The organism is Candidatus Nanohalobium constans, assembly GCF_009617975.1.
Lineage (GTDB): Archaea > Nanohalarchaeota > Nanosalinia > Nanosalinales > Nanosalinaceae > Nanohalobium > Nanohalobium constans.
In genome coordinates this window covers 404,091-419,667 of sequence record NZ_CP040089.1, presented here as the reverse complement: position 1 = coordinate 419,667, position 15,577 = coordinate 404,091, and the positions used below count along the sequence as shown (strand labels likewise).

At 43.0% G+C, this 15,577-nt stretch carries 15 protein-coding genes; 6 read left to right on the top strand and 9 right to left on the bottom strand.

What is annotated here, in order from left to right; translation table 11 throughout:
* Positions 1 to 105: 105 nt before the first annotated feature.
* Entirely contained in the window at positions 106 to 1,065 is a 960-nt protein-coding gene (locus tag LC1Nh_RS02415) for a nucleotidyltransferase family protein (RefSeq protein ID WP_153550118.1), read from the bottom strand.
* Positions 1,066 to 1,167: 102 nt separating this feature from the next.
* On the opposite strand from LC1Nh_RS02415, the gene LC1Nh_RS02410 reads away from it, so the two are divergent.
* A complete protein-coding gene (locus tag LC1Nh_RS02410) occupies positions 1,168 to 1,350 on the top strand; it encodes a hypothetical protein (protein ID WP_153550117.1) in 183 nt (60 codons plus the stop codon).
* Here LC1Nh_RS02410 and LC1Nh_RS02405 read toward each other — a convergent pair.
* Positions 1,347 to 1,901 (bottom strand): hypothetical protein, encoded by a 555-nt coding sequence (locus tag LC1Nh_RS02405; protein ID WP_153550116.1) that lies wholly within the window; start codon positions 1,899 to 1,901, stop codon positions 1,347 to 1,349. The two genes, LC1Nh_RS02410 and LC1Nh_RS02405, sit on opposite strands and share 4 nt — an antisense overlap.
* A gap of 54 nt (positions 1,902 to 1,955) precedes the next feature.
* On the opposite strand from LC1Nh_RS02405, the gene dinB reads away from it, so the two are divergent.
* Positions 1,956 to 3,035, top strand: a complete 1,080-nt coding sequence (gene dinB, locus LC1Nh_RS02400) for a DNA polymerase IV (RefSeq protein ID WP_153550115.1) — start codon at positions 1,956 to 1,958, stop codon at positions 3,033 to 3,035.
* Position 3,036: 1 nt separating this feature from the next.
* Here the strand turns inward: dinB and LC1Nh_RS02395 are convergent, their stop codons facing one another.
* Together LC1Nh_RS02395 and psmB are read right to left on the bottom strand one after the other, a co-directional pair.
* A complete protein-coding gene (locus LC1Nh_RS02395; protein WP_153550114.1) occupies positions 3,037 to 4,914 on the bottom strand; it encodes a beta-CASP ribonuclease aCPSF1 in 1,878 nt (625 codons plus the stop codon).
* Positions 4,915 to 5,031: 117 nt separating this feature from the next.
* Complete coding sequence (gene psmB, locus LC1Nh_RS02390) at positions 5,032 to 5,679, bottom strand: archaeal proteasome endopeptidase complex subunit beta (RefSeq protein WP_256727649.1); 648 nt, start codon at positions 5,677 to 5,679, stop codon at positions 5,032 to 5,034.
* A gap of 217 nt (positions 5,680 to 5,896) precedes the next feature.
* Between psmB and LC1Nh_RS02385 the strand changes: the two genes are divergently transcribed.
* Positions 5,897 to 6,853, top strand: coding sequence for an aminopeptidase (locus LC1Nh_RS02385; RefSeq protein WP_153550113.1), 957 nt, complete (start codon positions 5,897 to 5,899; stop codon positions 6,851 to 6,853).
* Here LC1Nh_RS02385 and LC1Nh_RS02380 read toward each other — a convergent pair.
* Together LC1Nh_RS02380 and LC1Nh_RS02375 are read right to left on the bottom strand one after the other, a co-directional pair.
* A complete protein-coding gene (locus tag LC1Nh_RS02380; RefSeq protein ID WP_153550112.1) occupies positions 6,850 to 7,218 on the bottom strand; it encodes a hypothetical protein in 369 nt (122 codons plus the stop codon). The two genes, LC1Nh_RS02385 and LC1Nh_RS02380, sit on opposite strands and share 4 nt — an antisense overlap.
* A gap of 24 nt (positions 7,219 to 7,242) precedes the next feature.
* Positions 7,243 to 8,037 (bottom strand): M14 family metallopeptidase, encoded by a 795-nt coding sequence (locus LC1Nh_RS02375; RefSeq protein WP_153550111.1) that lies wholly within the window; start codon positions 8,035 to 8,037, stop codon positions 7,243 to 7,245.
* A 117-nt stretch (positions 8,038 to 8,154) separates the two neighbouring features.
* Between LC1Nh_RS02375 and LC1Nh_RS02370 the strand changes: the two genes are divergently transcribed.
* From LC1Nh_RS02370 to LC1Nh_RS02360, 3 genes are all read left to right on the top strand, one after another.
* Positions 8,155 to 9,264: a DEAD/DEAH box helicase gene (locus LC1Nh_RS02370; protein WP_153550110.1), complete on the top strand. Its 1,110-nt coding sequence runs from the start codon at positions 8,155 to 8,157 to the stop codon at positions 9,262 to 9,264.
* A 280-nt stretch (positions 9,265 to 9,544) separates the two neighbouring features.
* Positions 9,545 to 10,837, top strand: coding sequence for a hypothetical protein (locus LC1Nh_RS02365; protein WP_153550109.1), 1,293 nt, complete (start codon positions 9,545 to 9,547; stop codon positions 10,835 to 10,837).
* Positions 10,838 to 10,849: 12 nt separating this feature from the next.
* Positions 10,850 to 11,947, top strand: a complete 1,098-nt coding sequence (locus LC1Nh_RS02360) for a hypothetical protein (protein ID WP_153550108.1) — start codon at positions 10,850 to 10,852, stop codon at positions 11,945 to 11,947.
* On the opposite strand, the gene menC is transcribed toward LC1Nh_RS02360, so the two are convergent.
* The 3 genes from menC to LC1Nh_RS02345 are packed head-to-tail and all read right to left on the bottom strand — an operon-like array spanning position 11,944 to position 15,547.
* Positions 11,944 to 13,035, bottom strand: coding sequence for an o-succinylbenzoate synthase (menC, locus tag LC1Nh_RS02355; protein WP_153550107.1), 1,092 nt, complete (start codon positions 13,033 to 13,035; stop codon positions 11,944 to 11,946). The two genes, LC1Nh_RS02360 and menC, sit on opposite strands and share 4 nt — an antisense overlap.
* 12 nt (positions 13,036 to 13,047) lie before the next feature.
* Positions 13,048 to 14,229, bottom strand: coding sequence for a M20 family metallopeptidase (locus tag LC1Nh_RS02350; RefSeq protein ID WP_153550106.1), 1,182 nt, complete (start codon positions 14,227 to 14,229; stop codon positions 13,048 to 13,050).
* 49 nt (positions 14,230 to 14,278) lie between these two features.
* Positions 14,279 to 15,547: an amidohydrolase gene (locus tag LC1Nh_RS02345; RefSeq protein ID WP_153550105.1), complete on the bottom strand. Its 1,269-nt coding sequence runs from the start codon at positions 15,545 to 15,547 to the stop codon at positions 14,279 to 14,281.
* Positions 15,548 to 15,577 lie beyond the last annotated feature (30 nt).

Sequence of the window (15,577 nt, the reverse complement as noted above, 5' to 3'; positions counted from 1 at the left end):
AAGAAGAAATGATGCAGGTTGCGGAAGAAAAGCTCGAAATATACTTGACCTCTAATAATTGTAGCTTTTGAGCCTAGAGAGGATAAAATTAGGAAAGAAAAAGATTTAGAGTTTGGTGTGTTCTCCTATTACTGCGTCGTTTAGGTCGGTGTCTTGGATTTCGCAGTTTTCGTCTATCAGGCTGTTTCTGATTTCTGAATCCACGATGTTTGTGTTGGGGAAGACTATTGTGTTTCTTAGTTTGACGTTTTCTAGTTCTGCATCTTCCATTATTACTACGTTTTCTCCCAAGTCGCATCCTGTGGTTTCTCCTTCAATCTGGTTTCCTTCGACTATTTCTGCGGTTGCTTCTAGGTAGCCTTGCCGTGTTCCTACGTCGAACCAGTGTCCGTCGAAGCTGTATGCGTACATGTCGACTTGGTTGTGTGCCCATTCGATGAGTCTTCCGGGTTCGTCGAGGTACTTTTCCTTGGGTATGCTTGTTTCTTGGAAGTGTTTGTCGTATTCTTGGAATAGGTTGATGTGGTCTTTTGGGAAGTAGTAGCAGGCGGTTGATGCCAAGGTGCTTGGTGGTTCTTCTGGTTTTTCTTCGAATCCGACGATTCTGTCCTTGTCTGTGTCTACTATTCCGAAGCTGGAGGCTAGTTCGAAGTCTTTGACGTCGTAGACTACGTTTGCAGGTCCTCTTTCTTCTGCGTAATCGATGAATTTGGATATGTCGAAGCTGTAGATGTTGTCGCCTCCTATGATCAGCAGGTCGTCGTCAATGCTTTCCTGTTCGAGTATCTTCAGTATGGCCCCGATTGTACCAGGTTTATCTGCCTCTGAGTCTTGGTCTTCGACAACTACTCTTACATTGTCTCTTCCGTATTCTTCTGCGTAGTCTTCAAAGTCTGTGGAGAACTTAGCGTTTGTAGAAATCAATACTTCGTCTAAGTCGTCTAAATCTTCAATTATGTAGTCTATTATTGGTTTTTTCCCGATAGGTAGGAGTGGTTTAGCACGGTTTTTGGTTATCGGCCAGAGTCTTGTGGCGTGTCCGCCGGCTAGTACAATTGCTTTCATCGCTTATCAAGTATTACAAACTAATACACTGACGGGTTAAAACCCTTTCCGTCACCTAGGAAAGCCCCCACAAAAATAAGGTTAGCAAGCCAATCACAGATTATGAGTAAGGAAAAAGATGTCAAACTTTTCGGAAGCATAGCTAAGAAGAGTAGAAGAGGCCTTGAAAAGCTAGCAGAGGAAAGCGAAGCCGAAGAGATGAGAGAACACAGATTGAAAAGAAAGTTGAAGAAATACTACCGCCGATACATCAAAAAACCGGAGGCACAGCCAGTAGAAGTCTAAATCTTTCTTTCAATACTCGTCTCCAAAGACCTCAGATAATCCTCCAGAAACTCTAGGCTTTCCTCACCAACCGCGATATCCTGCAAAATAGATACGAAATCCCCATCCAGCAAAGGAATCACAGGAGCTTCAACGCCCTTCTCCTGTTGAAAACTCATCAAAAACACACAACCAGAGATGTAAGCAGTCCGCTTATTCCCATCAGCAAAAACCTGAGACTCCGCTAAAGTCTTCACTATAAAAGCAGTCAAATGGATAAGACCGGAGTTCTGTCTACACTCCATGAAAAGAATATTTTCAAACAGGTTGCCCAGAATTCCCTCATTAATAACCTGGTGATAGTCCTCGTTTCTCGAAAACTCGATATCACGACCCTCTCTAAACAGTGAAATAAAATCTGAGAACTCTTCCGAGCTTAACTCATCATTCTCCTTCAACCTCTGTCTCTCCTCTTCAGTCTCAGTAACCATCCTGTTAATGCTGATTACAAGCTCTTTATCCAGATAATCTTCCAATCTACCGCAGTCTAACAGGAACTTCTGCTCGGACATAACTACTGATTAAATCTTCAACGGGTTTAAATCTAGAAACCAGATACTTCTCCTATGACAAGGGAAAAAACCGTTTTACATATCGACATGGATGCATTCTACGCATCAGTAGAGAAAAACAGGAAAGACATGGAAGGTCCTGTAGTCGTATGTGTTTATTCAGGTAGAAGCGAAGACTCGGGTGCTGTCTCAACATGCAGCTATGATGCCCGCGAACTAGGAATACACGCAGCGATGCCAATTACAATAGCCAAAGATATTGCGGAAAACGCAGAGCAAGAAGTACACTTCGTACCTATGGACAAGGAATACTACAGAAGTGTATCAGACAGGATCAGAGAAGAAATATATGAGAGATACGCGGATACAGTTGAACAAGCCTCAATAGACGAAGCATATCTAGAAATACCTGAAGAAACAGATGACGCAGTTGAGGTAGCTGAAGAGATTCAGAAAGAAGTGGGAGAGGATTTTCATCTCACCTGTTCTATTGGTGTGGCTCCGAACAAGCTTGTAGCTAAGATCGCCTCGGATAGACAGAAGCCTGAAGGGCTGACAGTAGTTAGAGAGGAAGAAGTCCGGGGATTCATGTATGGATTAGAGATAGAGGACATTCATGGGATAGGTGAGATAACTCGAGAAAAACTGGAGAGTTTGGGAATCAACTCAGTTGAAGAACTGGCTAATGCAGAAAACGCCCTGCTTGTGGAAGAGTTTGGCGAAAACTTTGGTCCCACACTGAAAGAGAAAGCACGAGGAAAAGACTCTTCAGAGGTCAAACCGCAAGAACAGAAACAGATAACACGGATAACTACCCTGGGAGAAAACTCCAGTATACCACGCTACATAGAAAAATACTTCCCGGAACTGGCACAGGAGATAGTACCAAAGGCAGATGAGAAAGGAGTAGGGTTCAGAAAAATATCGGTTATAGTGATCGACGACGAAATACAGATGCATACACGCAGCACAACCCTGAAGAGTCATGTCAACGACAAAAAGATAATAATTCAGGAAGGGGAGAAACTGCTGGAAGAATTCCTGGAAAACTTCTCAGGACAGGTAAGAAGAATAGGATTAAGAATCTCCGATTTGAAGGAGATAGAGGACCAGAGTAGTTTAGGAGATTTCTAGACTACTCCAATCTCATTGCTTCCAGGTTCTGAGGTGCTGAGGTATCGATATGCAGGATCTTGTGCAGTGCTGATGCCAGACTGTAACAGTTTTTCTCTTCTCCGTGGTTGGTGAAAATCCTGTTAGGTGTGCTTCTCAGGTCTTTGGCGAAGTCGATGATCTGTTCCCTGTCGCTGTGAGCTGAGAAACCTGATACAGAATTGACATCCAAGTTGACATCCACCTTCTTCCCGTTTATCTCTATCTGATCAGCTCCATCCTGAATCTTCCGTCCAAGCGAACCTGCAAACTGGTAGCCAACGAAAATCAACGCGTTGTCAGGATTATCTGCTTCCTGCTGCAGGTAGGAAAGCACTGGTCCGCCCGTAATTGAACCTGAGGTGGTCAGGATGACGCATGGTCCTTCATCGAACACTTCCTTCCTCTCATTATGGCTGCCAATCGCCTTGATATTATCCTGGAGGAATGGGTTTTCTTCCTCCTCGAAAATCTTCTTCTGTACTTTCTTAGACAGGAATTCTGGGTAAGCTGTGTGTAGTGCGTTGGCATCCTTAATCATTCCATCGATGTAGACAGGGTAGTCGAAGTAGCTGCGCTCCATCTCATCAGCAAGAAGGCCTAATACTTCCTGAGACCTTCCGACTGCGAAAGCTGGTACGATAACCTTTCCGCCCTTGTTCAAGGTCTGTTTGACCTTGGAGAGGAACTTCTTGTTCGCTTCTTCTCTTGGAGTCTGCTCATCATCTCGACCTCCATAAGTTGACTCTGTGATCATTGTCTCGACTCTCTGGAAGTCGGTGGATGCTTCTCTAAGCATCTCGGTATTATCGTAGTTATAGTCTCCTGTGTAAAGCAGGTTGTGGAGTCCTTCTCCTACATGAATATGGCATAGCGATGAACCAATTATGTGCCCTGCGTTCTCAAGTGTCAACCGCATGTCCGGGGTGATATCGGTTACTTCACCGTAGTCAGGAGTGATTGTTCTCTTAACTGCTTTCTTAATTGCTGTAGAATCATAAGGTGCAGTATTATTCTGTGAGTGAGCCAGTCCGATGTAGTCCAAGGTCAGCATGATCATCATGTCTCTTGTCGGCTCAGTACAGTACACAGGACCGTCATAACCCATCTTGAATAAGTAAGGGATCATTCCACAGTGGTCCATGTGTGCGTGAGAGAGTACAACAGCGTCTAGCTGCTTCAAATCCAGTTCCGGAGCGTTCAGGTATGGGAAGTTCTCCGGCGTTCCTGATTCTGCTGCAGGATCGATTCCTGCATCCAGTAGTACATTTGATTCCTCAGTTTGAAGAAGGAAACAGGACCTTCCGACCTGTCTACATCCTCCTAATGCGGAAACTCTGACCCATTCATCGCCTACAGACTTGTCAAGCCTGATTTTCTTTCCTACATCGTGCAAAAATTCTTTCCGGAATTCTGGATCTTCTACTGTTAGCTCCCGGGCTCTGTCTACTACTTTGGAGTCGATGGCCGGTACTCGTTCGACCTGCGGGCTCCACAAAGTTTTTTCCTTGATTTCGTCTAGTCCTGAGCCCCGGTTTCCTATAACTTCTCCGGGTTTTTCTGCCCGGATTATCATTTTTCCGAGGCTTGGCTGCATTATTACTTCTTCTACTCCTGCTTCGTCTGAGACAAGTTCCTTGACTTTTTTCTTGGCTTTTTCAGGTGTTGTGTATAGTTTTGAGGATGGTCGTATCTCTACTCTTTTTTTCAGTTCTGATACTATTTCTTTTACAGTATCTGAGTTGTTTAAGAAGAATTTTTCACTGTCTGTGTATATTACAATGTCTGATCCTTCGTATTTTAGTTCTGATACGCTTGCGTAGCTTGGTAAAAATTGTTTCACATCTTCTAGTTCTTCCATTGTTGTTGATTCACTTTGATTGATAAAATAGAGTTAAACTGTGTGAGAAAGGAGGAGAGAAGTAATAAACCGAGTACTTCTTTTTTGAGATCCTTTTGTGATCTCAGTCTCCTTTCTTTATTTGAGTTTGGATTCTACTTCTTTCTCTTCAAGGATTTCGAAGCCATCCTCAGTAATCTCTGCAACCATGATACCGTTTCCGGTCGCTGTGTCTCTCTCCATAGCTGCCTGAATAGCCTGAACTGCTACATTCTGTCCGGTTTCGTGGTCGATTCCGTCTTCATACTGGTCTTCCAGTACTCCGAATGCCATCTGGCTTCCACTCCCTGTTGCTGTGTAGTTCGGATGCTCCATCAGTCCTCCTGCAGGGTCAAGGCTGTAAACTGCTCCTTCTCCATCCTTGACTCCTCCCATCAGGAACTGATTCATGAAAGGCATCATCTTGTTATTGTGCAGGATGTTGGAAAGCAGGGTTCCAGCACCTTTCAGGGAAAGCTCCTTTGTCTCCAGTTTGTGAAGCTTTAACTGGCTTCTCATTACTCTGACAATCCTCTGAGCGTCTCCTACGCTTCCGGCGATTGTCAAACCGATGTTATCATCTAGTTTGAATACTTTCTGCGCGTGCTTGTTGCTGACCAACCGTCCGCCTAGAGAAGCTCTCTTGTCTGCTGCTAGGATCACTCCTTCGTCTGTTGTTAGTCCTAGGGTTGTAGTACCTGTTTTGAATTCGTCCATTTTCCCTTCTTTCTGCATTTGCTCTTGCATAATTTCAAACACCTTGTGTCTAATAATTTAACCAGTACATTTTCACATTCATAAAAAATCGCCTACACCTGCGCTGAAGACCCTCCAACCGAATGTGGAAGTTCTCAAGAACAGGTCTCCGAAAAGACTCTAACAAAGTATTGCCTGCCTAAACTTAAATAGGTGATTAACTCTTTTTCCCGGAAAATGGATAAAGACTCTGTCCTAAAAAAGTTGTATGAGCTTGAGAGAAGGCGCTTCGACAATCATCGACCAGTGTTTGGAAGTTCAACAAAACGAAAAAGTGTTGGTATTAAATGACAGTAATGATAGAGAGCTTATCGAATCTTTAGTTAAAGTTCTGGAAGATCGAGATGTAGAACACGGCGTGATTAACTATGAGGAGCCGGAGAATCAGGGAGATGAACCACCTGAATATGTTGCAGATGCGATGAAACAGTTTGATGTGGTTATAGCGCCGACGATGAAATCCTTATCCCACACAAATGCTTCAGGCGAAGCAGCTGAACAAGGAGCACGAGTAGCTACATTACCTACAGTAAATAAGAGGATGTGGAAAAACGCGCTTCAAGCCGACTATGAAGAGGTTGAAAGGATTACAGACAAAGCGGCTGAACAGTTACAAGGAGTAGAAAAGATAAGAATAGAAACGGAAAAAGGAACTGATTTAGAACTTGAAATTGACTCAGACTATTTAGAACCTTCCAATGGAAAACTAACGGAAGCAGGGATAGGAAACATCCCTTCTGGTGAGGTATTTACAGGCCCGCTAGATGCAAATGGAACTCTAGTGTTAGAAGAAAACAGCTTCGGTTCTAAAGAAGATGAAGGCAATGAAATTGTCATTGAGAACAGAAGAGTCACAGAGATAAGAAATGCTCCTGAAGATTCCAAAATAGTGGAGAAAATAGAGAATATTGAAAACGCAGACCAAATCGCAGAATTCGGATTTGGAACCAATCCAGAAGCAGAATACATAGGCCATACACTTCAAGACGAAAAGATTCTGGGAACGGTGCATATCGCGCTCGGAGAAAACTCTTTCTGTCTACCTGAAGGACATGAAAAAGCGAACGAAAGCAGTCTTCACTGGGACTTCATACTACAGAACCCAACTGTATGGTTCGACGATGAGAAAGTCTTGGATGAGGGAGAGCCAGTCTTCTTGGATTAAAGCCTAGGAGCTTCTTTGTATTCTTCTTCTATTTCTGTTATCTGTTCCTCTAACTGTTCTAAGTCTGTATCTTCTAAGTATTGGTTAAATTCCTTGTTAATTCCATCTTCTAACTCGATATCTATTTTCAATCTGTCTGTAGAAGCATTGTACGATAGTCTGGCGGTGTGTTTGTCGTTTACTACCTGGGCGTTCAATGACTTTCCCATGGATGCGTATCCTTCGATCATTTCTCTTGCAGTTTCTCCAGTTCTAAGATCTCTATCTCTCCCTGTGTAAGGTGTGGAATTGTCGGGATTGAACTCTGCTTGGACTTCTCCATCATAGTTCTGGAAGATTGTTTCTACAACATCCAACAAGTTCATGTTGCTACATCTTGATGACAATTATTAAATGTTCTTTTCCTGAGTCAAACTTTCAGGGTTCTCGACTTTCCTGGCTTTGTGACCGAGAATCGTATCATATCCTTCAGTTGACATCAGAACAGGATAGAAATCTTCATCTGCTCTCAACTCTTTACTTCCGTTCCTAGCATACACTTCGCCTTCCTCAACTTTCTGGAAGTTTACAGCAATAAACTCATAGTCCGGCTCTTCCACGGTGTCATAGATTTCGAAAACTGATGGACTGGAGATACGATGTTCTGCATCAATTATTCCATAAGCAGCTAGAAAATTCTTTACAATTCTGTAAGCATTATCTACAGCACTTTCAGATCCCTGGAATCCGCATTCAACCTCAACACATTTCGCGTGATCATCCAAGGTATCCAGATCCTTATCCCGGTGGTACGAGGCAGTTCTGATACCTGTTTTCCTGACTAAATCCATATTATCGGGTTCAAGTGAAGATAGGGCTACGAAGGGGTCAGCATAGGACTTCGTGGAGTGAAGACCCAGGACTTTAAGCCCCTCTACCTGAGCCATTATCTCGGCAGCCAATCTCTCTTCGTGATCCTCACTTTTCAGATCGCCAGGAAAGCTGCGATTCAAGTCACAGTCAACGAATCTAGTATCTTTTTCCAGCGCTTTCTCGTTCGCTATAATTAATTTAACAGGCTTCTTCACTTCAAAATCCGAGTCCAGAAATTGTTCAATTGCCTTCTCTCCGCAGGGCTCATCACCGTGAATCGCTCCAACAACAGCGACTTCCGGTTCTCCATCTCCCAGTTTCTCAACTCTCATACAGCTTACACGCAAAAAACTACGATTAAAGAATAAATAAAAAATAGTCGGAGTTGAATCCCACAGGGTTAAAGCTTCCCGCCTCAAAATGTTTATATACGAGGACAGAATCTTTCTATGAATTTCAAAGAACTAGGTATTTCCAGGCCTGTAAAGGAGAACCTGGAAGCAAATGATATTACAGAACCGACAGAAGTACAGCAAAAAGCAATACCAAAAGTAAAAGAAGGAAAAGACCTGATGGTCGAATCAGAAACAGGATCAGGTAAAACACTCGCCTTCTCACTACCACTAATCGAAAAAATCGACGGAGACCACACACAAGCACTAATCCTATCTCCTACAAGAGAGCTAGCCAAACAGATCTCAGCAGAGATCGACATGGCCTCCGCAAATTCAATCGAAACAGTAACAATCTACGGAGGAGTCGACTACGAACCACAGATCCAAGGAGCAAAAACCGCCAACATCATAGTAGGAACACCAGGAAGAGTACTAGACCTGTTCAAAAAAGGAAAAATTAACGCAGACGAACTAGAGTACTTTGTACTGGATGAAGCCGACAGAATGCTTGACATGGGATTCCAGGATGAACTCGAACAGATAATAAGTCATCTGCCTGATCACAAGCAGAATCTCCTATTCGGGGCTACTATCCCAAGAAGCCTGAAGAAGATGTGCGACCGCTATGACATCGACCCGGAGACAATCAGGATAGAGAAATCGGAGCACACCAGGAACCTGGATGAAAAATATGTGAATGCCAATAGAGACGAAAAACTCTCCATGCTATACACATTCCTCAAAAAACGGGACAGAGACCTTTCCGTAGTATTCTGTAAGACTAAGAACACAACCCGATGGTTAGCGGATAAACTAAGGAAAAACAACATTGATGCACAGGAGTTAAACGGCGATATGAACCAGAACCAGAGAGAAGATGTTCTAGAAAGATTCGAGAAAGGAGACATCAAAGTAGTTGTAGCTACGGATGTCGCGGCACGTGGAATAGATGTAGATGATGTAACGCATGTCTTCAACTATGATGTACCTGACAAAGCCGACACATACACCCATAGAATCGGAAGAGCCGGCAGACAGGGCCGAGAAGGAGAAGCCATAACACTCCTGGAGAAAAATGACCACCAGAAATTCAGGAAGATCAAGAAGAAGTTAGATATCCCCAGAATCGATGAGAAACCGGATTTACTGGATGCTAGAGTCTAAAAGAGACTCTTCATCTAGTCTTATCTCCTTTTCATGTTGTCGAAGATTATTTAATTCTAAACTTTGAATTGTTTCTCTATGTTTGACTGTCAGAAAATGAGGTCTTTGTTCTTTTCTGGCAGCTTTAGCTATTTCTATTACTTTATGTAGTGGAGCAGGTCCTTTTTCTCTGTCCTTGCTCAGCAATTTCCAAAGGTGATCTAACAATCAAAAATAATCATGATACCGCAACCCCGAATCCTACACAAAATCTCAGAACTAGTTCAAAAAGTGGCGCCTTATGAGTAAATCAACTGATAGCTCCGAGATAAGAGAAAGGAGCCAGATTGAAAATCCGTTCAACTCAGCGGAGACAGGAATCCCTTCTGAGAGCCCCCGTGTTACTAAACATGGTTTGACCACTGCTGGATTGGAAGAGCAGCCTCTTGACATGCTATCAGCGCTAGTACACGAAAAGAAAATTCAGGATGAAGATAGAAGAAGACATGGAGAGACAGGAGAACTGCATTTTTTCATGGCTGATATCTTTGAATCTCTTAATATGGGTAGAAGTAAGGCTGCAGGATTTTTAGAATCGGAGAACGAATCAAGAGCTGACCGAGAGGATTATTTGGAGGCTTCGGCCGAACTGGCAGGAATAGAAGGAGTTAACTTTGTCAGGTCGGAGGATATTTTCAGCGACCGAGGCTTCTATGAAATAGCAGAGGATATTGTTTCAGATGCTCTCGGCATCTCTGCTGCTGAAAGCGTTGAAACAGGTTATCCCTCTCTTGCTTCTGCTAAAAGAGATGTAGAATCTGTTCTGCCGAAAAGTGTTATAGCTGACGGCATGGCGGCTGAAAGCGCTTTAGGTTTGTTTGAGGAAATGTATGATGTAGATATTCCTGATTCTCTCTATAGCGTTACGGACCAATTTGAACATAGTACAGGCGAGGAGATGAGAGCTGCTCATTGGTATGGTATCTTTGAAGTTGCAGCGACAGAGTGGATGCGAAGAGAACAAGGAATCAACAATAAATCTGGGCATGACAAGGAAAACATCTACGATAAGAAGATAAATGAGCTGATAGGTACTTCTCGCTACAATCAACCTGCCTCACTAGGTTCGCAGGTAAAGAATGCGGGCACTAGGATTCCCTACACGGTGTGGCCAGGTCGGGAAGACTCCCGTTTGTTGCTGTCCGATTCTCAATCTGATATCGAGAATAAAATAGGTGGCGCGGAAACTAATTTTGCCGTAACAACTACTGAAGGACTTCCGGGCTATATCTGGAATCCTGTACTAGAGAAAGGTTTTGTTGCAGCGGAGATACTTTCAGAACACGGAAGAGGTCTTGAAGTAGATGATGAAGTATTAGAATCTGCGGAAGATGTACTTGAATATTCGCTGAATGTAGAGCTAGAGTCTTACAGTATTGAGGATGTTGCACAGGTGACATTAGAAGAACCTTACTCAAATCAGGGCGTTGTTTCTGAAGCAGTGGACCAGAATGCGATTGGAGATATAAAAGATGCTCTTCCTGAGGCTTACGGTCAGATAAACCGGCAAATTCGAGGTAGAATGAGTTCGTAGGAGGGTTAAGCTATGCAGATTAGTAGATCACTTCAAAATGGTGCAGACAGTATCGATGTGGGTTTAGGTCAGAGGGAGTCGATTCCCTCTCATATCTTAACTGCTCATGATGCAGTAGGAGGAGTTCTTTCAGCAGATATCAATGGTAAAACCGCTATCACACTGATTTCACAAAGTCTTGATGGAGAGGAGGCAGTCGCTCTTTCATGGAATGCAATTGACAGTGAATTAACAGAGCAGGAAGAAACAAACCTTTCTCAGGAAACCAAGAGGTTAGTCGAACAGGAAATAGGTGTTGAAAATGTTGAAACTGTTCCTACTAATGAATCTAGAGAGTACCTAGACATTCAAAACACTATGGCTGAAGCCTGGAGTTCAACAGGCATAGGTGAGGCAGAGCTGATACCTACTTATGAATTTGAAGCAAAAGACAGAGGAGGAAACCTTATAGTATCAGAAACTGATGGAATAAGTTCTCTAGCATACATGTTCCCGGATATGACCCAGGATAATGTGCTGTACTCTCATGCTGTTGGGTCGGATTCTCACAGTGCTGGGGCAGGTCTAGAGATTAAAAAGCAGCAGAGAGAAAAAGCAGCAAAACACAGTTATGATACTATTTATTGGACTGTAGATCCGCTTAAACCTGTAAATAATCGTTTAAACCTGACTAAACTTGGTGGAGTTGCTTCTGAATATAAGGAAGATGTCTATGATACCGAAACCTCGGGAGGAACACCTGCTGACAGATTCGTCATAGAATGGAGGATAGACTCATCTCGAGCAGAAGATAAGCTAAATGCAACAGAATCACAAGGGAAAGACTATTTGTCAGATATAAGACAAGATGAAACAGATATAGTGCTTTCAGCGGATGGAGCTCTTCCTAATTCAGATTTTGGGGAAGAAAGAGAAGAATTAGAGGGACAAGTAGGAGTTGAGATTCCTGAACAAGCTGTAGAAGACATGAGTGATGAAGTCGAAGAGGAATGGAGGTATGCTACCAGGACGGTTCTAGGTTCTCTGATGGACCAAGGATACGAAGTCACTGAACTCATGAGGCCTGGAGAAAACGGATTCGAGCAGAATACATACATTCTGGAGGACTAGAAAGTCCATTTTTCCATGGTCTTCTCCTTAAGTTTACCTCTGTCAACACTGTTCGTTAAACCAGGGTTATCTGGAATCTTTATCTGACCATTGTTTACTTTTATCTCCGGATTGACTATGTCCTCTTCGAAGTATCGGGAGGAAGCACCTATATCGCCAGGGAATTTTATTTCACTGAGTGATGAGAGTATTATTTGTGTTGAAGCTCCTATACCTGATTCTATCACTCCTCCCATCCACATCTTCATATCTTCCTCCTTACAAGCTTGGTTGATCTTCACTGATTCTTTTATTCCACCGACTCTTTGAGGTTTTAAATTGACTATGCTACAGGCATCTATTCTTGATGCTCTTTTAACATCTTCAGCAGAATGAATGCTTTCATCAAGGCAGATGGGAGTATCTATATAGTTGTTAAGTACGGAGTGATTTACTAGGTCATCGTGTGATAGTGGCTGCTCAATCATTTGAAGATCGAAACTATCTAACTTCTTTAATCGGTCTTTGTGGCTTAAACTGTATGCAGAATTGGCATCAGCCATTAAATCTACATCAGGAAAATGTTTCCTAACCTTCCTGACATATCCAATATCTTTACCAGGCTTGATCTTCAGCTTTATCCTCTTATAACCTTGATCTAAATAACCTTGTACTTTTTCCACTATCTTATCTTCATCTGTAACTCCTAAGCTGACGCCGCACTCAGCCACATCTCCTGCGCCATTGATGATATCTTTCAATGATTTTTCCTGGTTAACTGATTGCCGGTGATGTAGAAGTTGGTCTCCTGATGACTTCGCATGCGGATGTCCCTTAAGATATGAGATGTTATTCCAATAGTCCTCAACGGAGTTAGAATCTTTTACTGCAGGGATAACATACTTTTTGATGAACTCTTGGGCCGTCTGAGTTGATTCATGATTGTAGACGGGGTCAGGAAGTACGGAGGTTTCGCCGTAAACCCATTCTCCGTTTTTCTTTCCACATAGGATTAGTACTTCTCTGGTTTCAATTCTCCAGTTACTTGTCTCAAAAGGATTTACAAGATCCAATCCAGCCTTCCTCAGTTCCAGTTTCTCAAAATCCATGTTAATACCTCTTCAAAAACGCTGAGCGAACTTCTTAACTGATTTAACATAGTCTTCAAAACTATCGACAACTGCATATTCATCTTTCTGGTGGCTGTTATATCCCTCAGGGCCAAATACAACAGCAGGAATGTCTTGCCTCATGAAATGTCGTGCATCGCTTCCAGGAGCCTTCTTAGTAATTCTGGCGGATTTATCTTCGTCTATAGTTTCTTCCAAGTCGCTTTGGAGTTTTTCAACAAGCACAGAGTCACTAGTATTAAGCATAGGTTCTTCCACTCTAAACTCAACACTCAAATCGTCGCGACTGCTTACCTTTTTCCTGATTTCTTCCTTTACTTCTTCGATCGGTTTCTCATCAGACCACCGTATATCCAGTCCAAGAGAGGCTTTATCCGGCACCTTATTCAGTCCGTCCCCGCCTTCCACCATTCCAAGATTTGCAGTAGTATCCCATGTCCTCTCATCGGCACTAGGAAATAGCGGCTTAATCTCATTTCCATACGTAGAAATCAATTTATCTATAGCATTTTCGCCTTTCCACTTCCGAGATGCATGGGCACTCTCTCCTTCGGCAGTTATATACGCTCTGAGAATACCTTTCTGCTTGTTAACAATATCTAAGTAACCTTCGCCGATGTTATTTGGTTCAGCTGAGATAGCAAAGTCGGCACTGTAACCTTCTTCATCCAGCAAGTATTTAGTCCCTCTAAAACCACCTTTTTCCTCATCAGTCGTCAACATCAACCCGATGCTTGGTGGATTCTCACTTAACTCTTTCATAACTCTCATCAAGCAGGCAGCACCAGCTTTCATATCACCTGTGCCACGACCATAAATTCTTTCTTCTCCATCTATAGTATCTGTAACTGGTTCAAAGTGGTCCTCGGCATCTTCTCCAATAAAATTATCTTCATCAGGCCTTACCACATCCAAGTGCCCATGTAACATCAAATCCACTTCTTTAACACTGCCAAAAGTAGCAACCAACGATTCTCGGCCATCCTGGGTGAAACGCTTCACAGATAAATTATCGATAGAAGAAAGATAATCCTCAGCAACATCCAAAATCTCACCCATTACCTCTCCGTTTACTTCCTGATAAGACTCAGTTTCACCAACATCTCTAGCATAAGAATCGATTTTAACAAGACGCTCAGTAAGAGAAACGACATCATCAACTCTGGAAGCCATAGAAAACCTTCTACAGCTCCAATTTTAAATCAATTTCGAAAAAATATTACTAAAACTTACCTTTCTTCTCCTCAACTCCTTCCAAAACATCTTTTTTATCAACAGAGGAATGCTTACTCTCCTTAACCACTAAATCGCCATCAACCACTACATCCTCAACTTTACCATCAAAAGCGAAGATAATATTTGAAATCAAACCTTCTTTACCGTGAACAGGCTGCATCTCCTCAGAATTCAAGTTTATAGTAATCAAGTCAGCCTTCTTACCTATCTCTACTGACCCGATCTCGTCTTCCATGCCAAGAGCCTTTGCTCCGTTAATCGTCATCATGTCCAGTATTTCCTGAGCAGTTATCTCAGTCGGACTATCCCTCTTATGCAGTAATCCCGCGAGTTTTGCCTCTTCAAATAGATTCAAGTTATTGTTTGATGCTACTCCATCAGTACCTAATGCGACATTGATTCCTCTGTCCAGGAAGTCCGGTATATCGGCGATTCCGCTCCCAAGTTTCAGGTTGGCGGCCGGGTTGTGGACAACTGTTCCTCCTTTCTCCTCCATCATATCCTTCTCCTCATCCATCATCCAGACACAGTGCGCCGCAATCAAGTTATCATCGACCAGATCCAGGTTATCCAGGTGCTGCAGAGGAGTCGCATAGTTCTCCTTCACAAAGTCCTCGACCTCGCTCCGGGTCTCGGAAACATGGATATGATACACAGTATCCCTGTCCTCAGCAAACTCCTTCAAATTCGTCAAAACATCACTAGAAGCAGTATAAACTGCGTGAGGAGCAAAACCAGGAGTAATCCTGCCATGGTCGTTGTAGTCAATAGCAAAATCAACGGCTTCATTAACCCTCTTCTCACCTTTGCCGTCGACATCCAAGACTCCACGGGAAAGGACGGCTCGCATACCTGTCTCATCAACAGCCTCAGCCACTTGATCCATATGGTCGTACATATCGTTGAAAGTCGTCGTACCAGACTTCAACATCTCAAGACAACCCAACTTAGCACCGACATAAGCATCTTCTGGACCTAATTTCTCTTCAGCTGGAAAGATAACATCATGGAGCCAATCATTAAGCTCCAGGTCATCACTAATTCCTCTGAGCAAGGTCATAGAGACATGAGTATGCGCATTAATCAGACCCGGCATCACAACTTTGTCGGAGCAGTCCAAGACTTCCTCATTTCTAGTTGAGAGGTTGCGGCCGATAGCAGAAATCTCGTTGTTAGAAATTTTCACATCTATGTTCTCCAGGATTTGCCTGTCGAAATTCTGTGTGACAAGGTAACTGATGTTTTTGAGAATCATGTAAGTGAGGTGACAACTGAAAGTTAAGAA